The organism is Pseudomonas allokribbensis (assembly GCF_014863605.1).
In the GTDB taxonomy this organism is placed as follows: domain Bacteria; phylum Pseudomonadota; class Gammaproteobacteria; order Pseudomonadales; family Pseudomonadaceae; genus Aquipseudomonas; species Aquipseudomonas allokribbensis.
The window spans coordinates 5,695,866-5,713,459 of the sequence record NZ_CP062252.1; the positions used below are offsets into that span (position 1 = coordinate 5,695,866).

Annotated in this window: 18 protein-coding genes; 5 read left to right on the forward strand and 13 right to left on the reverse strand. The window is 62.3% G+C overall.

Translation table 11 applies throughout. The annotated features are described in order from the left end of the window. Nucleotides 1–20 precede the first annotated feature (20 nt). From IF199_RS26160 to IF199_RS26170, 3 genes are all read right to left on the reverse strand, one after another. Nucleotides 21–614 carry an HAD family hydrolase gene (locus tag IF199_RS26160; protein ID WP_096820821.1) on the reverse strand — a complete coding sequence of 198 codons (594 nt, stop codon included), beginning with the start codon at nt 612–614 and terminating at the stop codon, nt 21–23. Continuing rightward, entirely contained in the window at nt 611–1,480 is an 870-nt protein-coding gene (gene tesB / locus IF199_RS26165) for an acyl-CoA thioesterase II (protein ID WP_085712241.1), read from the reverse strand. Before tesB ends, IF199_RS26160 begins: the two co-directional genes overlap by 4 nt. Nucleotides 1,481–1,585: 105 nt before the next feature. Then, nucleotides 1,586–2,155 (reverse strand): GNAT family N-acetyltransferase, encoded by a 570-nt coding sequence (locus IF199_RS26170; protein WP_102621130.1) that lies wholly within the window; start codon nt 2,153–2,155, stop codon nt 1,586–1,588. 83 nt (nt 2,156–2,238) lie between these two features. Here IF199_RS26170 and IF199_RS26175 point away from each other — a divergent pair, with 83 nt between their 5' ends. Together IF199_RS26175 and IF199_RS26180 are read left to right on the forward strand one after the other, a co-directional pair. Continuing rightward, the gene (locus IF199_RS26175) at nt 2,239–3,159 is read left to right on the forward strand and encodes a histone deacetylase family protein (protein ID WP_102621131.1); all 921 of its coding nucleotides are present in this window, start codon (nt 2,239–2,241) and stop codon (nt 3,157–3,159) included. A 175-nt stretch (nt 3,160–3,334) separates the two neighbouring features. After that, nucleotides 3,335–4,576: a TIGR03862 family flavoprotein gene (locus IF199_RS26180; RefSeq protein ID WP_192559059.1), complete on the forward strand. Its 1,242-nt coding sequence runs from the start codon at nt 3,335–3,337 to the stop codon at nt 4,574–4,576. A gap of 38 nt (nt 4,577–4,614) precedes the next feature. Here the strand turns inward: IF199_RS26180 and rhlE1 are convergent, their stop codons facing one another. Both rhlE1 and yedA read right to left on the reverse strand, forming a co-directional pair. Further along, nucleotides 4,615–5,955, reverse strand: coding sequence for an RNA helicase RhlE1 (rhlE1, locus tag IF199_RS26185; protein ID WP_192559060.1), 1,341 nt, complete (start codon nt 5,953–5,955; stop codon nt 4,615–4,617). 53 nt (nt 5,956–6,008) lie between these two features. Beyond that, nucleotides 6,009–6,959 (reverse strand): drug/metabolite exporter YedA, encoded by a 951-nt coding sequence (gene yedA / locus IF199_RS26190; protein ID WP_096820816.1) that lies wholly within the window; start codon nt 6,957–6,959, stop codon nt 6,009–6,011. Between the two features lie 163 nt (nt 6,960–7,122). Between yedA and IF199_RS26195 the strand changes: the two genes are divergently transcribed. After that, nucleotides 7,123–7,575: an Lrp/AsnC family transcriptional regulator gene (locus IF199_RS26195; protein ID WP_039771800.1), complete on the forward strand. Its 453-nt coding sequence runs from the start codon at nt 7,123–7,125 to the stop codon at nt 7,573–7,575. On the opposite strand, the gene IF199_RS26200 is transcribed toward IF199_RS26195, so the two are convergent. The 3 genes from IF199_RS26200 to IF199_RS26210 form a co-directional block, all read right to left on the reverse strand. Beyond that, a complete protein-coding gene (locus IF199_RS26200; RefSeq protein WP_096820815.1) occupies nt 7,576–8,181 on the reverse strand; it encodes a 3'-5' exonuclease in 606 nt (201 codons plus the stop codon). A 41-nt stretch (nt 8,182–8,222) separates the two neighbouring features. Then, nucleotides 8,223–8,702, reverse strand: coding sequence for a LabA-like NYN domain-containing protein (locus tag IF199_RS26205; protein ID WP_003228475.1), 480 nt, complete (start codon nt 8,700–8,702; stop codon nt 8,223–8,225). Between the two features lie 137 nt (nt 8,703–8,839). Then, a complete protein-coding gene (locus IF199_RS26210) occupies nt 8,840–9,598 on the reverse strand; it encodes a DUF2076 domain-containing protein (RefSeq protein WP_192559061.1) in 759 nt (252 codons plus the stop codon). A gap of 178 nt (nt 9,599–9,776) precedes the next feature. Between IF199_RS26210 and IF199_RS26215 the strand changes: the two genes are divergently transcribed. Further along, nucleotides 9,777–10,451, forward strand: coding sequence for a YciC family protein (locus tag IF199_RS26215; protein ID WP_096820812.1), 675 nt, complete (start codon nt 9,777–9,779; stop codon nt 10,449–10,451). Between the two features lie 74 nt (nt 10,452–10,525). Further along, nucleotides 10,526–11,602 carry an endonuclease/exonuclease/phosphatase family protein gene (locus IF199_RS26220; protein ID WP_192559062.1) on the forward strand — a complete coding sequence of 359 codons (1,077 nt, stop codon included), beginning with the start codon at nt 10,526–10,528 and terminating at the stop codon, nt 11,600–11,602. A 2-nt stretch (nt 11,603–11,604) separates the two neighbouring features. On the opposite strand, the gene IF199_RS26225 is transcribed toward IF199_RS26220, so the two are convergent. From IF199_RS26225 to IF199_RS26245, 5 genes are all read right to left on the reverse strand, one after another. Next, nucleotides 11,605–12,441 carry an ABC transporter ATP-binding protein gene (locus IF199_RS26225; protein WP_085612572.1) on the reverse strand — a complete coding sequence of 279 codons (837 nt, stop codon included), beginning with the start codon at nt 12,439–12,441 and terminating at the stop codon, nt 11,605–11,607. Beyond that, complete coding sequence (locus IF199_RS26230) at nt 12,429–13,232, reverse strand: ABC transporter permease (protein WP_085732919.1); 804 nt, start codon at nt 13,230–13,232, stop codon at nt 12,429–12,431. Before IF199_RS26230 ends, IF199_RS26225 begins: the two co-directional genes overlap by 13 nt. Nucleotides 13,233–13,242: 10 nt before the next feature. Next, on the reverse strand, nt 13,243–14,220 hold the full coding sequence (locus IF199_RS26235) for an ABC transporter substrate-binding protein (RefSeq protein WP_096820810.1): 978 nt from the start codon (nt 14,218–14,220) through the stop codon (nt 13,243–13,245). 298 nt (nt 14,221–14,518) lie between these two features. Beyond that, nucleotides 14,519–15,889 (reverse strand): aspartate aminotransferase family protein, encoded by a 1,371-nt coding sequence (locus tag IF199_RS26240; protein WP_192559063.1) that lies wholly within the window; start codon nt 15,887–15,889, stop codon nt 14,519–14,521. Nucleotides 15,890–15,921: 32 nt separating this feature from the next. Beyond that, entirely contained in the window at nt 15,922–17,415 is a 1,494-nt protein-coding gene (locus IF199_RS26245) for an aldehyde dehydrogenase (protein WP_192559064.1), read from the reverse strand. Nucleotides 17,416–17,594 lie beyond the last annotated feature (179 nt).

Here is a 17,594-nt window from a genome sequence, read left to right on the forward strand (position 1 = left end):
GGCCGAAGCCCCCGTTTTTTTTAAGCGAACAACATCCGCCGCAATTCCACACAATCCTTCGCATGCCAGTCGGTCAGCTCCGGCCACGGATTATCCGGCAGGTTCACCAGCACCGTGTGGGTGCCCGCCGCCCGGCCGCAGTCGAGGTCGAAGCGGTAATCGCCGACCATCACCATCTCGCTCGCCGGCACTTGCCAGGCCTTGGCCAGTTTCAGCAAACCGCCCGGGTGCGGTTTCGGCGGCGCTTCATCGCGGCCCAGTACATCGTCTACCGCGAAGCAGTCCGCCAGGCCGATGGCCTCCAGCGTCACATGGGCCAGCTCCCGCGCATTGCGGGTCAGAATGCCGAGGCGATAGCCCCGCGCGTGCAGGTCGCGCACCAACTCCACCGCGCCGACTGCCGGGGTCGAGCCGAGCGCAAGATCCCGCTCATGTTCCAGCAGCCACGCATGTTTCGCCGCCGCTTCTTCGGCGGGTAACGCCGCGAGATGGGTGAGGATGTCATCCTCCGGCGGGATCGCCAGTGCCACGCGAATCGCCGCGAAGTCGTGCACGGCGACGGTCAGGGTGCCGTCCATGTCGAACACCCAGTGCCGCACATCCGCCAGACTCATGCCCAATCCTTGCGATGACGGATCAGGCCTTCCTGAGTCACCGACGCCACCAGTTGCCCGGCGCGGTTGAACACGCTGCCACGGGAGAAGCCGCGGGAATTGCCGGCCCACGGGCTGTCCATGGCGTAGAGCAACCAGTCATCGGCGCGCAGATCGTTGTGGAACCACAAGGCGTGGTCGAGGCTGGCGACCTGCATGTCTTTCTGCCAGACCGATTTGCCGTGCGGCAGCATCGAGGTGGTCAGCAGACCGAAGTCCGAGGCGTAGGCCAGCAGGTATTTGTGCAGTGCCGGAATGTCGGCCAACGCACCGTCGGCACGGAACCACACGTACTTGATCGGATCCGCCGGCTGCGGGTTGTACGGGTCTTTTTCAGTGACCGGGCGCACTTCGATCGGCTTCGGGCACAGCAGCTTTTCACGCATGTGTTCCGGGATCAGGTGCGCGCGTTGCTGGGTCAGTTCCAGCTCCGACGGCAGGTTTTCCGGGCCGACCACCTGCGGCATCTGGCTCTGGTGTTCGAAGCCTTCTTCGTCGTACTGGAACGAAGCGCTGCAAGTGAAAATCGGATGGCCCTTCTGGATCGCGGTCACGCGGCGGGTGCTGAAACTGCCGCCATCACGCACGCGATCCACCGAGTAGACCACCGGCAACTTGGCATCGCCCGGGCGCAGGAAATAACCGTGCATCGAATGCACATGACGCGTTTCTTCAACGGTCTGACTGGCCGCCGACAGCGACTGGCCGAGCACCTGGCCGCCGAACAACTGGCGAAAGCCCAGATCCTGACTGCGACCACGGAACAGGTTTTCCTCGATCGGTTCGAGGGTCAGCAGATCCACCAGATCTTCCAACACTTGGCTCATTCAGACTCTCCTCACACAACGCTATGCCGCGCAGTCTTGGCTGCGGCGGCCAATTCAGGTTCTGGCGCGAGCCATGATCGCGCCATTGTAAACGTCCGTGTCGGCTTAGCCATGCAGGGTCTGCAGCCATTGCTCCCTGGTGATGCGGTACAACAGATGTCGACGCAACGGGTGATCGACAGCCACTTTCGGGTGATCGAAATCATGGGCCGGGTCGTGATGCATGCCGATGGCCTGCATGACCTTTTCCGACGGCAGATTGCTCTGCGCAGTGAACGCCACAATTTCCTTCAGGGCCAACCGGTCAAAGCCACAGCGCAGCGCGGTCCACGCCGCCTCGCTGGCATAACCCAGGCCCCAGTGTTCTTTCGCCAGGCGCCAGCCGATTTCCACCGCCGGGGTGAACGGCGCGTCGAAACCGACCACGCCGAGCCCGGTAAAACCGATGAATTCGCCGGTGTCCTTGCGTTCCAGCGCCCACAAGCCAAAGCCGTGTTCGGCGAAATGACCGCGTACACGGCCGATCAGCGCGGCGCTTTCCAGCCGACTCAAGGGGGCAGGAAAGTAGCGCATCACCTGCGGATCGGCGCACATCGCCGCAAATGCCGGCAAATCCGCGTCCTGCCACTGACGCATCAGCAGTCGCGCGCTTTCCAGCTCAAGTATCGGCTCCATCGTGCCCCTCCGTTTCCATGCCGCAAGTCTACATCGCTGGTAGGCTTTGCACTCTTTCCTACAGCCTTTATGAATAGTCCGCCATGCCATTGCCGTTGATCTACCACGAAGACTACAGCCCCGAGTTTCCGGCGGATCACCGCTTTCCCATGGACAAGTTCCGCCTGCTGCGCGATCACCTGGTGGACAGCGGTCTGACCCGCGACGAAGACCTGCTGCGCCCTGAACTGTGCCCTGCCGACATCCTCGCCCTGGCCCATGACCGCGGTTATATCGAACGCTACATGAGTGGCGAGTTGTCCCGTGAAGACCAGCGGCGTCTCGGCCTGCCATGGAACGAAGCACTGGCCCGGCGCACGGTGCGGGCCGTCGGCGGTTCGATTCTGGCAGCGGAAAAAGCGCTGGAACATGGTCTGGCCTGTCACCTCGCCGGTGGCACTCATCACGCCCACTACGACTACCCCGCCGGGTTCTGCATCTTCAATGACCTGGCGATCATCAGCCACTATCTGCTGCAAAGCGGCCGGGTGAACCGGGTGCTGATCTTCGATTGCGACGTGCATCAGGGCGACGGAACTGCACGGATTCTGCACAACACCCCGGAAGCGATCACCGTTTCCCTGCACTGCGAAAAGAACTTTCCCGCACGCAAAGCCGAAAGCGACTGGGACATTCCGCTGCCCAACGGCATGGGCGATACCGATTACCTGAAAGTGGTCGACGATGCGCTCAACTACCTGCTGCCGCTGTATCAACCGGATCTGGTGCTGTACGACGCCGGTGTCGACGTACACAAGGACGACGCCCTCGGTTATCTGCAACTGACTGACGAAGGTGTCGCCGCCCGCGACGAAAGCGTGATGCGCCACTGTCTGGGCCGCGACATCCCGGTGGTCGGGGTGATCGGCGGCGGTTACAGCAAGGATCGCCAGGCCTTGGCCCGCCGTCACGGCATCCTTCATCACAGTGCGCAGCGCGTCTGGCAGTCATCGGGTTGTCATTGAGTTGTGCTGCGTTACCCACAATGGCTGTGGAACGGCCTGTGGATAACCTGAGCGAAACGGACTACAGCCCACGCTGAACATGGCCTGCAGCAAGCTGGTTGTTTTTTGATCAGGCCTGACGATGGCCGCTGCTGCTAGAATGCGCGGCTTATTCCGCCACGCTATTGCCGCTGCCATGACTCAGACTTCCGCCGCCCCTTCCGCTCACGTCGCCATCATCGGCGGTGGCCCCGCCGGCCTGATGGCCGCCGAAGTGCTGAGCCAGGCCGGAGTCCGCGTCGATTTGTACGACGGCATGCCCTCGGTGGGCCGCAAGTTCCTGCTGGCCGGGGTCGGCGGCATGAACATCACCCATTCCGAAGCCTACCCGGCGTTCCTCTCGCGCTACGCCGAACGCGCCCCGAACATCGCCCCGTTGCTGCGCGCGTTCGACGCCGATGCACTGTGCCGCTGGATTCACGAACTGGGCATTGAAACCTTCATCGGCAGCTCGGGCCGGGTGTTCCCCACCGACATGAAAGCCGCGCCGTTGCTCCGTGCCTGGCTCAAGCGCCTGCGCGACAGCGGCGTGGTTATCCACACCCGCCACCGCTGGCTCGGCTGGGATGAAAAGGGTGCGTTGCGCATCGACAGCCCGGAGGGCGAGAAAACCCTCAACCCCGACGCCACCCTGCTCGCCCTCGGCGGTGGCAGTTGGTCGCGGCTGGGCTCCGACGGTGCGTGGATGCTGCCGCTGGAGCAACGCGGTGTAGGACTGGCGCCGTTGCAGCCGAGCAATTGCGGCTTCGAGGTGCAGGCCTGGAGCGAAGTGCTGGTCAGCAAATTCGCCGGCGCGCCGCTGAAAAATATCGCCATCGGTTTGAACGACGATGTTCCGCGTCTGGGTGAATGCGTGATCACTGCGACCGGAATCGAGGGCAGTTTGATTTACGCGCTCTCAGCGCCGATTCGTGAGGCGATCAATGTGCACGGTGCAGCGACTATTCACATCGACCTGCTGCCCGGCCGACCTGTGGATAAATTGCAGGCGGCATTGAGCAAACCAAGGGGTTCGCGCTCGATGGCCAAGCATCTGCACAGTCAGGTCGGGATTGATGGGGTGAAAGCGGCGTTGCTGCGTGAACTCACTGACGCCGCAACCTTTGCCGATCCGGCGCTGCTGGCCCGGGCGATCAAGGCCTTGCCGCTGACCTTGGTGAAAACCCGTCCGCTGGACGAAGCGATCAGCAGTGCCGGTGGCGTGACGTTCGAGGCGATGGATGAGCGGCTGATGCTCAAGGCGTTGCCGGGGGTGTTCTGTGCGGGGGAGATGCTGGATTGGGAAGCGCCGACTGGCGGGTATTTGCTGACGGCGTGTTTTGCCAGTGGCCGGGCGGCCGGAGCTGGAATGCTGGACTGGTTGAAACAGCGCAACTGATCGTTCCCGCATTGCACGGGAACGACCCAATCTAATGCTTAAGGCTTACGCTTGCGCGGCCCGGTATTGAACACCGGCACCTTGCGCACAGGCTTGATCGCCACCTCCGGCGCCGGGGTATCCCCGCTGTCCACCCACTTGCCCAGATTGCGCTTGCCACCGCCACCACCGGAAGCCTTCGGCTTTTTCGGTTTCTTCGGCTTCTTGATCACCTGGCCACTGGCATCGGTGTCCGGCACACGGTGCTCCGGCACGAAGTCCGGTTCGATCTCGCGCTTCAACGTGCTGCGGGTCAGCATTTCAATGGCCGACAACATGTTCACTTCATCGGCACACACCAACGAAATCGCCTCACCGGTCGCACCTGCGCGGCCAGTCCGGCCGATGCGGTGGATGTAATCCTCGGCAACGATCGGCAGATCAAAGTTGACCACCAACGGCAGGTCTTCGATATCCAGACCACGGGCGGCGACGTCGGTGGCCACCAGAATCTGCACTTCGCTCATTTTGAAACGGTCCAGCGCCCGCTGCCGGGTCGCTTGCGGCTTGTCGCCGTGGATGCCGTCGGCATTCACGCCCAGGCCCTGGAGCTTCTCGACCAGCGCGTCCACACCATTACGGGTCTTGGCGAACACCAGCACCTGCTTCCACTTGTTCTTGCGCATCAGGTGCACGAACAGTTCCGGCTTGCGCTTCTTGTCCACCGTCACCACCCACTGCTTGACGGTGTTGGCGGCCACGTTGCGCGGGCTGACTTCGATGCTCAGCGGATCGTTGAGCATCTGCCCGGCCAGCAGGCGGATGTCATCGGAGAAGGTCGCGGAGAACAGCAGCGTCTGACGTTTCTTCGGCAGCGCGCGGTAAATGTTCGCCAGCTCCTCGGAAAAGCCCAGGTCGAGCATGCGGTCGGCTTCGTCCAGCACCAGGGTTTGCAGCTGATTGAATTTCAGCGCCTTCTGGCGGAACAGGTCGAGCAAACGGCCCGGGGTTGCCACCAGCAGATCGACGCCGCCGCGCAGCTTCATCATCTGCGGGTTGATGCTGACGCCGCCGTACACCGCGTAAGTGCGCAACGGCAGGTTTTCGGCGTACTGGCGCACGGCTTCGTGGACTTGCTCGGCCAGCTCGCGGGTCGGTACCAGGATCAATGCACGGACCGAGTTGGCAGCGACTTTCGGCCCTTCCATGCTCAGCAGCTGCAACAGCGGCAAGGCGAAACCGGCGGTCTTGCCGGTGCCGGTCTGGGCTGCGGCCATCAGGTCGCGACCGGCCAGCACGGCCGGAATGGCTTGCGCCTGCACCGGCGTCGGGGTCTGGTAGCCGAGCTTCTCGAGGGAGCGCAGCAAGGGTTCGATCAGGCCAAGGGTGGCGAAAGTCATGGGAGTACCGTAGGAAAAATCAGAGCAAAGTGTGCGATGGCGCGCAGTTTACCCTAATTCGCACGCTGCTCCGTCGCTATGGCCTTCGTTGCGGCAGCCGGCTCGGTGACCACCGGCAGCTGCCGTGGGCGGCGCCACTGCGGCAGACCGATCAGCACCACCGCGCCGATGATCACCAGCATCGCCAACGCCTCTTCGATCCCGATGGTCTCGCCGACAAACACGATCCCCAGCAACACCGCCACCGCCGGGTTCACATAGGCATAACTGGTGGCCGCCGCCGGGCGAACGTTTTTCAACAGATACATGTAGGCGTTGAAAGCGATGATCGAGCCGAAGAAGATCAGGTACGCCAGCGCCAGCCAGCCTTCCAGTGGCGGCATGGCCTGCAGGTGTTCACCGCTCGCCGCGCTGCCGATCAACAGCACCACGCCGCCCACCAGCATTTCCACGGCACTGGCCATTGCGCCCTGGGGCAACGGCAGGTGCTTGCTCCACACCGAACCAAACGCCCAGCTCGCCGCCGCGAAAATCAGCAACGCCGCGCCCAGCGGGCTCGATTGCAGGTTGGAGCCCATGTTGAGCATCGCGATGCCGATAATCCCCATCGCCACCCCGGCCCATTCCAGACGCGTGTTGCGAGCGCCCCAGAAATAACCGCAGAGCAAGGTAAACAGCGGCACCGTCGCCACTGCCAGTGCGGCAACACCCGACGCCACACCGCTGTGTTCGGCCAGGGTCACCGCACCATTGCCGAAACTGAGCAACAGAATCCCGATGATCCCCGCCGCTTTCCACTGCGCCCAGGTCGGCGCCGGTGCCCCGCGCCAGCGCAGGAACGCGTACATCAGGCTGCCGGCGATCACGAAGCGCACGCCGCCTAGCATCAGCGGCGGCCAGTATTCGACGCCGATGCGGATCACCAGATAGGTCGATCCCCAAATCACGTACAACGCAAAAAACGCGGCGATCAGCGGCAAGGAAAAACGGCGCACGGCAGACATGAGACGACTCGACATCAAGGCAGGGAGACTGGTTATTCTAGAAAGGCCAACCGCTAAAAATAAGTTACAAAACCTGTTTATAGCGCCGGTACACTTTTGAAAACACGGAGATCGACGGCCAAAACCGCGATTTCGAAAGTCTGGCATTTTCAGGAGTCCGACCTTGGACAAATACGACCGCATGCTGCTCAGCGCCCTGCTCGAAAACGGTCGCGCGTCCTACGCCGATCTCGCGCGCAAAGTGAACCTCTCCGCCCCCGCCGTCGCCGAGCGCGTGGCCAAACTGGAGGCCAGCGGCGTCATCACCGGCTACTCGGCCAAGGTCGACATGGCCAAGCTCGGCCTGCCGATCCAGTGCGTCATCGAACTGCGCCTGAACCAGCACGGCAACCCGAAGGTGTACGACGAACTGATCAGAATTCCGCAACTCACCGAATGCCACCGCGTCACCGGCGACCCGTGCGTGATCATGCAGGCCGCCGTGGGCTCGATGACCGAGCTGGAAGAGCTGATCAACCGGGTGGCGAAATTCGGGTTCAGCAAGACGTCGATCGTGTTGTCGAGTGCGATAGAGAAGCGGGTGCCGTTGGGGCATATCGAAGGCAACGGCAAATAATCAGCGAAATCGCTGAAGATGCTCCCGAACCTTCGCCGCCGGTACTTTCTGCAACTTGCAAAGCAGGTCATGGGACAACTCCCGCACCCCATGCTTGCACCGCAACTCATCCGCCAGATGCGCCAGCAGGTTCGCCGCCATCTCCGCATCCGCCATCGCCCGGTGGGCCTGACCGGTATGTGGCAGTTGGGCGAAGGTCGTGAGCGTGCCGAGCTTGTGGTTCGGCGCCGCCGGCATCAGGCGACGGGCCAGCAGCAGCGAACAGGCAAAGTTCTGCAGGCGGGTGCGTTTGATCCGGCCCAGTTCAAAGTCCCAGAACTTCTGGTCGAACGCGGCGTTGTGCGCCAGCAGGGGCGTGCAGCCGACGAATTCGTTGACTTCGTTCATCACTTGCTCGGCCGAAGGCGCGGTGCGCAGCATGGCGTTGCTGATGCCGGTGAGTTGTTCGATGAAGGCTGGGACGCGTACGCCGGCGTTCATCAGGCTCTGGTAACGCTCGACGATGCGGCCGTTTTCCAGCATGACCACGGCGATTTCCGTGGCCCGGCAGCTGCTGCTCGGCGAGATGCCGGTGGTTTCAAAGTCGATGACTGCAATGCGTTCCAAACCGGGTTGTACTCCGTCCAAATCAAGTCTTGAGCTTGCGCTCAATTTTTCAACAGCAGCGCGCCTTCAATCGGCACATAACGGCTGGCGGCGCGGATCAGCGAGTTGGCGGTCAGGCCGGGAACGCCATAGGCCACCGCTTGCACGCCGTGTTTGTTGATGATGCGTTCGAGCAGCATGTCGAAGTCGCCATCACCGGAGGCCAGGACGATTTCGTCGACGTGGTCGGCGGCGTCCATGATGTCGAGGGTGATGCCCACGTCCCAGTCGCCCTTGGCCGAGCCGTCGCTGCGCTGGATGTAGGGTTTGAGTTTCACGGTGAAACCGAGGTTGCGCAGGATCTGCTGGAACTGCTGCTGTTTGCTGTCGCCCCGGTCGATCGCATAGGCGTAGGCCTCGACGATCTGCCCGTCCTTGCTGATGTCCGCCCACAGTGCCGCGTAGTTGAAGTGGCAACCATAGGCCTGACGCACGGTGTAGTAGAGGTTCTGCACATCGGCGAACACTGCGATTTTTTTCACCGGAGTTCCTGTGAGCGCTGACGCGCATGAGCCGGATCAGGCACCAGGCCCGAAAAAGGCGCTCAGTATGCCAGCCCGAAGGAAGGTTCCGCGAATAATCGGCCCGGGGCGCTCAGGCGCCCCGGACGAATGGTGAATCAGACGAAGGAATCGTCGTCATCGAAGAACGATGAGTTGTCATCGCTGTAGTCGGTGTCGGTGAAGCCACCCTGGTTGTTGCCGAAGGAATCGTTGTTGGCCATGCGCTGGTCATCGCCCCAACCGTTATTACCCTGATCGGCCACTTGCGCAGGCTCTTCCTTGATCACTTCGACGATTTCTTCCGGCTGCTGGTTGTGATGGAACAGGCTGCTGATGCCTTGGGCCAGCATCACGCCACCGGCCACACCGGCCGCGGTTTTCAGGGCGCCGCCGAGGAAGCTGCTGCCCGCCGCCGGGGCCGCTTGCTGTTGGCCATAACCCGGTGGTGGCGCGCCAAAGTTCTGTTGTGGCGCGGGTGCACCGAAGTTCTGCTGCGGTGCCGGCTCACGCCAGCCGCCAGTAGAAGCCGGGGCGCTCTGGGTCGGCGCCGGGCGCGGACTGCTGCCACCGAAGATGCTCGACAGGAAACCACCGCCGCTCGGCGCCGGGGCAGCACTTTGCGCCTTGGCCGATTGCAGTTCGGCCTGCAGTTGCTGAACCTGTTGAGTCAGTTGTTTGTTCTGTTCGTCGAGGCTCTTGAGAGCAGCCTCCTGCACCAGAATCGCCTGGGTCATGAAATAGCCTGCGGCCGGCTGGCGCATCAGGTGTTCCTTGATCCGCGCTTCAGCCAGTGCGTCGCGCGGGGCTGCCTCCGTTTCGGCCTGCTGCAGCCGGGAAAACAGTCCATCGATCAGGGTTTGCTCTTCGCTGTTCATGGCGACCTCGTAGATTGCCGGGGATAACGTTGCCCTCCTCCACAGTGGAGGAGGCGCACCTCTGTAATGGAGGCAGTGACAGAATGTTTCAATGGTCTTTACCGAACGTTTACGTTTGCGCCCGGCAGCACATCATCGGTTAAAGTGAGCCACTGTTTTTGACCTGCGATACCGACTGATGAATGCCTTCGATGTGCTGCGTGACTCGCTGTATTTCTTTAAACGCAATCTGGTGCGGATCGTCCAGCTGTGCCTGCCGCTGGTGATCTTCGAAGCCGCGCTGCAACAAGTGGTCGATCGTGCCAGCGACCCGGACGGTTATTCGGCCATCAGCGTGATCGTCGGCCTGCTGGTCTATCCGCTGTACACCGCCGCGCTGATCCTGTTTCTCGACGCCCGCACCCGTGGCGAATCCCCGCAAACCCTCGATCTGCTGGCGATGTCGGCGCGCCTGTGGCCGCGTTTCGCCGTGCTCACTGCGCTCAACACGATGTTGATCCTGCTGGGCCTGTCCCTGTATTTCCTGCCAGGCCTGTGGCTGATGGTCACCCTGGCCTTCGGTGAATACCTGCTGGTGCTGCGCGGCTACGGCCCGTTGCAGGCGATGAAGGAAAGCCTGCGCCTGAGCCGTGGGCATTTCCTGCGGATTCTGGCGTGCATCCTCTGTGTGATGGGGCCGTTGTGGCTGCTCAAGGGCCTGACCTTGCAGGTCTATCCCGATCCGCAGAATCCGTTGATCGCCGTGCTGATCGACAGTGGCCACAGCTTCCTGCAACTGTTCACCAGCGTGGTGCTGTTCCGCCTGTTCATGTTGATCAGCGAATTGCCCGACAAACGTGACGGAATAGTCTGACCGCTCTGCGCTTGGGCTGAGCGACGGGTCTCGGGTATGCTCGGGACCACTTCCGTATCGCTATAAGCCGAGCCATGACCCGTCTACTGCGCTACATCCTGCTCTCCGTGCTGCTGGCCGTCGCCCTGATCGGCGTGATGATTTTCAGCCTGACCTGGCGCCCCGACGCCCGGGAGACCCTGCCGGTCAGTTGCACCGGGCAGCCGCCGACGCTGGTGCCCGGCCAGGCGCTGAAGGTCATGACCTGGAACGTGCAATACCTGGCCGGCAAGCGTTACGTGTTCTGGAATGACCTGGCACAAGGCGACGACGAAGCACCCACCCCGGAAGACATGGCGTTCAGCCTCGATGAAGTGGCGCGGGTGATCCGCGACGAGCAGCCCGATGTGGTGCTGTTGCAGGAACTGGATGACGGCGCCAAGGCCAGCGACTATCAGAACCAGCTCAAGCTGTTGCAGGAACGCCTCGCCGACCTCTACCCGTGCAGTGCCCATGCCTTCGACTGGAAGGCCGATTTCGTCCCGGATCCGCATGTCTTCGGCAGTGTCGGCCGGCAACTCGCGACCCTCAGTCGCTTGCGCATCGAACACGCCGAACGCCTGCAATTGCCGGTGCAGCCGCTGAATATCATCAGCCGCCAGTTCCAGCCGAAAAACGCCCTGCTCGCCACCACCCTGCCGTTCAGCGATGGCGGGCAATTGGTGGTGTTCAACACGCATCTGGATCGCGCCATGCAGCCGGACGAAACCTTGCAGGCGCAAGTGGCGGCGGTGGCCAAGGTTCTCGACAAACACGAAAGCCACGGCACGCCGTGGCTGATCGGGGGTGACTTCAACCTCTTGCCGCTCGGCCAGTACCGGCGCCTGCCCACCGAACAGCGCACGCCCTACTCCGTGGACAGTGCGCTGCATCTGCTGTGGGACAAGTACCCGATGATCCCGACCAACAACGAAGCCAGCGGCATCGACCGCGCCAAGTGGCTGACCCATTACCCCAACGACCCCGGCCTCAACGGCCCGGATCGCACGGTCGATTACCTGTTCTACAGCCCGAAGATCAAACGGGTCGAGGCCACGGTGCGTCAGGACGATACCTTGCGCATTTCCGATCATCTGCCGGTGATTGCGAAGTTCCTCCTGCCACCCAACTGATCTCAGTGAGCCTCTTCGAGATCGTCGTGCAACAGCCCGAAGATCTGCCGTTTCATGTCGATGAACGAGCGCTCCATGACCATGTCCAGCGTGCGCGGGCGTTCGATCGGCACATCGAGAATCTGCTTGATCCGCCCGGGCCGCGCGCCCATCACATACACCCGATCGCCGAGCAGGATCGCCTCGTCGATATCGTGGGTGACGAACAGCACGGTTTTCTTGCTGTTGCCCCACACCCGTAACAACAGCTGCTGCATTTGCAGGCGGGTCTGGCTGTCGAGGGCGCCGAAGGGTTCGTCCATCAGCAGGATCTGCGGATCGTTGGCCAGCGCCCGGGCAATCGCCACCCGCTGCATCATCCCGCCGGACAACTGCTTGGCGTAGTTGTCGGCGAACCCGGACAGCCCGACTTCATGCACATAGTGATCGACAATTTCCTTGCGCCGCGCCGCCGGCATGCCCCGGCGCTTGAGGCCGAACTCGACGTTCTGCCGCACCGTCAGCCACGGGAACAGCGTGTAGCTCTGGAACACCATCCCGCGATCCGCGCCGGGGCCCTGCACTTGCTGGCCGCCGACGTAGATCTCGCCGGACGTCGGCTCGGCCAGGCCGGCGGTGAGGTACAGCAGGCTCGACTTGCCGCAGCCCGACGGCCCGACCAGCACCGCGAATTGCTGATCCGGCACTTCGAACGACACTTCTTCAAGCGCAGTGAATGTTCCGCCGCCGGGTTTGGTGTAGCGCAGGCTGACCTTGTCCACCTGCAACCTTGGCGCGGCGAGTGCCGGTGCGGCGACCGGCTCGATGAAACGACGGTTGGCAGCGGTTACTGAGCCCATGCGGCAATCCTCAAACGCAAGAAGCGGAACAGTTGATCGGTGACCAGGCCGAGCAGGCCGATGATCGCGATGGCGAGAAAAATCACGTCGACCTGAAAGCCGCGCATGGCCTTGAGGCTCAAGTAACCGAGGCCACTCGAAGCGGCGACCAGTTCGGCGACCACCAGATACGTCCAGGCCCAGCCCATGGTCACCCGCAAGGTGTCGAGCACACCCGGCAACGACGCCGGGGCGATCACATGCAGCACCGCGTCACGCCGGTTGGAACCGAGGGTGTAAGAGGCGTTGATCAAATCCTTGGAAATGCCTTTGGACACGTCCGCGACCATCACCAGTTGCTGGAAGAACACGCCGAAAATGATCACCGACACCCGCTGCTCCAGACCGATACCGATCCACAGGATGAACAGCGGCACGAACGAGGTCACCGGCAGGTAGCGGATGAAGTTGACCAGCGGTTCGAGGAACGCCTGGACGATGCGGAAGCTGCCCATCAGCAAACCCAGCGGCACCGCCACCAGCGACGACACGATAAAACCGACCATCACCACTTCGACACTGGCCCAGACATGCTGGCCAAGGGTGCCGTCGCGGCTCAGGCGCACCGCCGCTTCAACCACCGCACCGGGCGTCGGCAGGAACATCCCCGGCACGATGCCGCCGTAGGACAACCCGGCCCACAAGCCGACCAGCAACACCCAGGCCAGACCGCTGGCGCTCCACACCACCGGCACCGGCAATCCGGTCTTCGGCGTGATGCAGCGGCTCAGCCATGAATTGCGCTTGAACATGACCAATCTCCTAGAGCGGGCTGACGAAACGGTTATCCACCAGGTCGTCGTTGCTGACGTTGTAGGGCTTGCCCTGCAATTCGCTGGCGGTTTCGTTGGCCAGTTTGATCAGCGGTGCGCTGTCACCCGGCGCGCCGGGTTTGCCCAGCAGCTTTTCGCTCATGGCCTGATCGTAGAAACGCACGCCTTGCGCGGCGGCGGCCAGTTCCTTCGGATCGGACAGGTAACCGCCGACGCCCTTGGCCATGATTTCGTAGGCTTTCTGTGGATGGTCCTTGGTGTACTGCACCGCTTTGTAGAGACCGGCGACCAGCGCCTTGACGTCTTCCGGCTGCTTCTCGATCACCGTGCAGTTGAGCGCCACCACATCGACGATCACACCCGGCGTACTGCTGCTGTCGATCAGCACCTTGCCCTGCTGCTTGTCGCGCACCATCGACAGATGCGGTTCCCAAGTCACGGCGGCCGGCACACGACCGGCGATGAACGCCGTGGCGGCATCGTCGGCGGTCATGTTCTGCACGGTGATGTCACTCATGCTCATGCCGTTCTTTTTCAGCAGGTACGACAGCCAGAACTGCGAGGTCGACCCTTCGTTGACGGCCACGGCCTGGCCCTTGAGTTCCTGCAGGCTCTTGACGTTCTTGCCGACCAGCACGCCATCGCCGCCATGGCTGTCATCCAGCGCGGCCACGGCCTTGAAGCAGAACTGCGGGCGGTACTTGAGCACTTCGTCGATGGTCGAGGCCGAGCCGGACAATTGCCCGGACGCCTGGGCGGCCATGTACATCGACGCTTCTTCGACCACCGGCAATTCGACGGTCAGGCCATTTTCCTTGAAGTAGCCCAGATCCTGGGCCAGATACAGGGTGCCGTAACCGACCCACGTGGTGTGGCCGATCGACAAGGTGCCGGCCTGGGCGCCGGTGACTGAAAGGGCGGAAATCGCCAGAGGACATGCAAGACGGGTAAACAAGGACTTGTTCATGGAGCACTCCCAACGCTGTTGATTTAGTTGTCATGGGCAGTACGGCCAGCCGTGATGTCGCCATTGCACGCTGCGGTCTCTGCTGGACTCTGGCGGGCAATGCCTTGGCTGGCGAAATCGATGTTGACCCAGGCTTGGCGTCAGGAAAACGAGGAAATAGTTAGACGCGAACGATGAAAAAACTGGGTAGTGCGCACCGCGAAAGGGCGCGTCGGGCGGGGGTGCCCGAGGTGGGTGCAAAGCCAAAAAAAATCGCAGCCGAAGGCTGCGATTGTTAACGGTTCATGCAGGTTTCAAATCAGAGCCGACCGTATTCCTGCGCCGTACGATCCAGCGCTTTCAACGTCTTGCCCACCAGCTCATCTATCTCTTCACGGCTGGCAATCAACGCCGGCGCCATGATCATTCGCCCCAGGGTCGAGCGAATGATCACCCCCTCTTCAAAACCGATCGTGCGGCAGCGCCAGGCGATGTCGTTCTCGTTGGCGAAGCGCTTGCGTGTCGCCTTGTCTTCGGCCAGTTGCAACGCCGCGACCATGCCCGTGCCCTGGATATCGCCCACCAACGGGTGATTGCCGAACACCTCGCGCAGGCACTGTTGCAGGTAAGGGCCGATGTCATCCTTGACCCGCTTCACCACGCCTTCATCGCGCAATGCCTTGAGGTTGGCAATCGCCACCGCCGCCGCCACCGGGTGCCCGGAATAGGTCAGGCCGTGGGCGAATACGCCGCCCTGCTCCACCAGCACGTCAGCCATTTTCTTCGACAGGATCAGCCCGCCCATCGGGATGTAACCGGAGGTCAAACCCTTGGCGATGGACAGAGTGTCCGGCTCGAAACCGAAGTATTCGTGGGCAAACCATTCGCCGGTGCGACCGAAGCCGCCGATCACTTCATCGGCACACAACAGCACATCGTATTTGCGGCAGATGCGCTGGATTTCCGGCCAGTAGCTTTCCGGCGGAAAGATCATCCCGCCCGCGCCCTGGAACGGTTCGGCAATGAACCCGGCAACCTTGTCCGCGCCCAGTTCGAGGATCTTCGCTTCCAGTTGCTGTGCCGCCCGCAGGCCGAATTCCGCCGGGGTCAGATTGCCTTCGTGGGCGAAGAAGTACGGCTCGTCGATGTGCGCGATGTCGGGAATCATCCCGCCCATTTCGTGCATGAACTTCATGCCGCCGAGGGCCGTCGCCGCCAGGGTCGAACCGTGGTAGCCGTTCCAGCGGCCGATCATGATTTTCTTCTCGGGCTTGCCCAGCACCTGCCAGTAACGGCGCACGGTTCGGATCAGCACCTCGTTGGCCTCGGAGCCGGAGTTGGTGTAGATCGCGTGGCTGTAGTGCCCCGGCAGCAGGCTGAACAGCAGCTCGGAGAGCTCGATCACCTGCGGGTGGGTGGTGTGGAAAAACATGTTGTAGTACGGCAACTGCTCCAGTTGCCGGCTCGCCGCCGCGTTCAGGTCCTTGCGCCCGTAGCCGAGGTTGGTGCACCACAGCCCGGACATGCCGTCGAGGTAACGCCGACCGTCGTTGTCCCACAGGTGCAGGCGGTCGCCGCGCACCATCACCCGTGGGCCTTCGTCGTTGAGGGCCTTCTGGTCGACGAACGCATGAATGTGGTGCGCTGCATCGGCGGCCTGGTAGTCGCGGGTTTCACGTGAGGTGGTCATCGCCGGATCTCCTTTTTTGTTGTGAGCGGCTGTCATGAGCGCAGTTGAAACCAGGTGGTTTTCAACTGGGTGTATTTGTCGAACGAGTGCAGCGACAGATCGCGGCCGAAACCGGATTGCTTGCCGCCGCCGAACGGCACGGTCACGTCCAGCGCATCGACGCTGTTGACCGACACCGTACCGGCTCGCAATTGCCGCGCCACCCGGTGCGCGCGATGCAGATCATCGGTCCACAGCGACGCCGCCAGACCGTAGACGCTGTCGTTGGCCAGTTGCAAGGCGTGGGCCTCGTCATCGAACGGCATCACCGCCAGCACCGGGCCGAACACTTCTTCGCGAAACAGGCTCATGTGCGGCTGCACGTCGGTGAAAATCGTCGGCTGAACGTAGTTGTCCGAACCGTTGAAACTCAGTTGTCGCCCGCCGCAGACGAGGGTCGCGCCTTCGCGTTCGGCCTGGTGGATGAAGCGCAGAATACTTTCGGTCTGACGAGTCTCGACAATCGCCCCGGCGGCGCTTGCCGGGTCCAGCGGATCGCCCGGCTGCCAGCGCTCGGCCTGAGCCTTCAGTCGCTCGACGAACTCATCATGAATCGAGCGCTCCACCAGCAATCGCGAGTTGGCCGAGCAGACTTCGCCCTGATTGAAGAAGATCCCGAACGCGGCTTTCTGCGCCGCCAGATCCAGATCCTTGCAGTCGGCGAACACCAGATTGGCGCTCTTGCCGCCGCACTCCAGCCACACCTGCTTGAGGTTCGACTGCGCGGAGTACTGCATGAAATATTTGCCGACCTGCGTCGAGCCGGTGAACACCAGGCAATCGACATCCGGGTGCAGGCCCAGGGCTTTACCGGTTTGTTCGCCGAGCCCCGGCAGCACGTTCAACACACCGGCCGGCAGCCCGGCTTCAAGCGCCAGTTCGGCCAGACGCAATGCGGAAAAAGGAGATTGCTCGGCGGGTTTGAGGATCACCGAGTTGCCCGCCGCCAGCGCCGGGGCGAGTTTCCACGCGGCCATGTCCAGCGGGAAGTTCCACGGCACCACGGCGGCGACCACGCCCAGCGCTTCGCGGGTGATGGTCGCCAGCACATTCGAAGCGCTCGGCGCGACTTGATCGTAGAGTTTGTCGAGGCTTTCGGCGTACCAGCGAAACACCCCGGCGGCGCCCGGCACGTCGATGTTGTAAGCGTCCATCACCGGTTTGCCCATGTTCAACGAATCGAGCAGCGCCAGCTCTTCGCGATTGGCCAGAATCAGATCCGCCAGACGCAGCAGCACTTGCTTGCGCTCGGTCGGTGAACGCCCGGCCCAGGTGCCGGCTTCGAACACCTGCCGCGCATTCTGCACCGCCGCGTCGACATCTTCTTCACCGCACGCGGCGACGTTTGCCAAAAGCTGGCCGGTGGCCGGGTTGATCGCGGCAAAGGTCTGCCCCGACTGCGCCGCACGCAGTTTGCTGTCGATCACGGCCTGGTACGGATAGCTCAATTCAGCGGCCTTGCGCTGCCAGTCTGCAAGCTCGAACACGGTGGTTGCTCCTTGGACTTTTATTCTTTTGAGAACAGTGCGCAGTGATAGTCGCTCAGGCCCGTGCGCGCTAAAACCAGTAAAAATGTCTTCGCAGACAATAAAAAAGGTAACCAGCCGATGGCCCCCTCGCGCGCGTATGGGGCTATTGTTCAGGGACAAAAAAACCGCCGACAGAA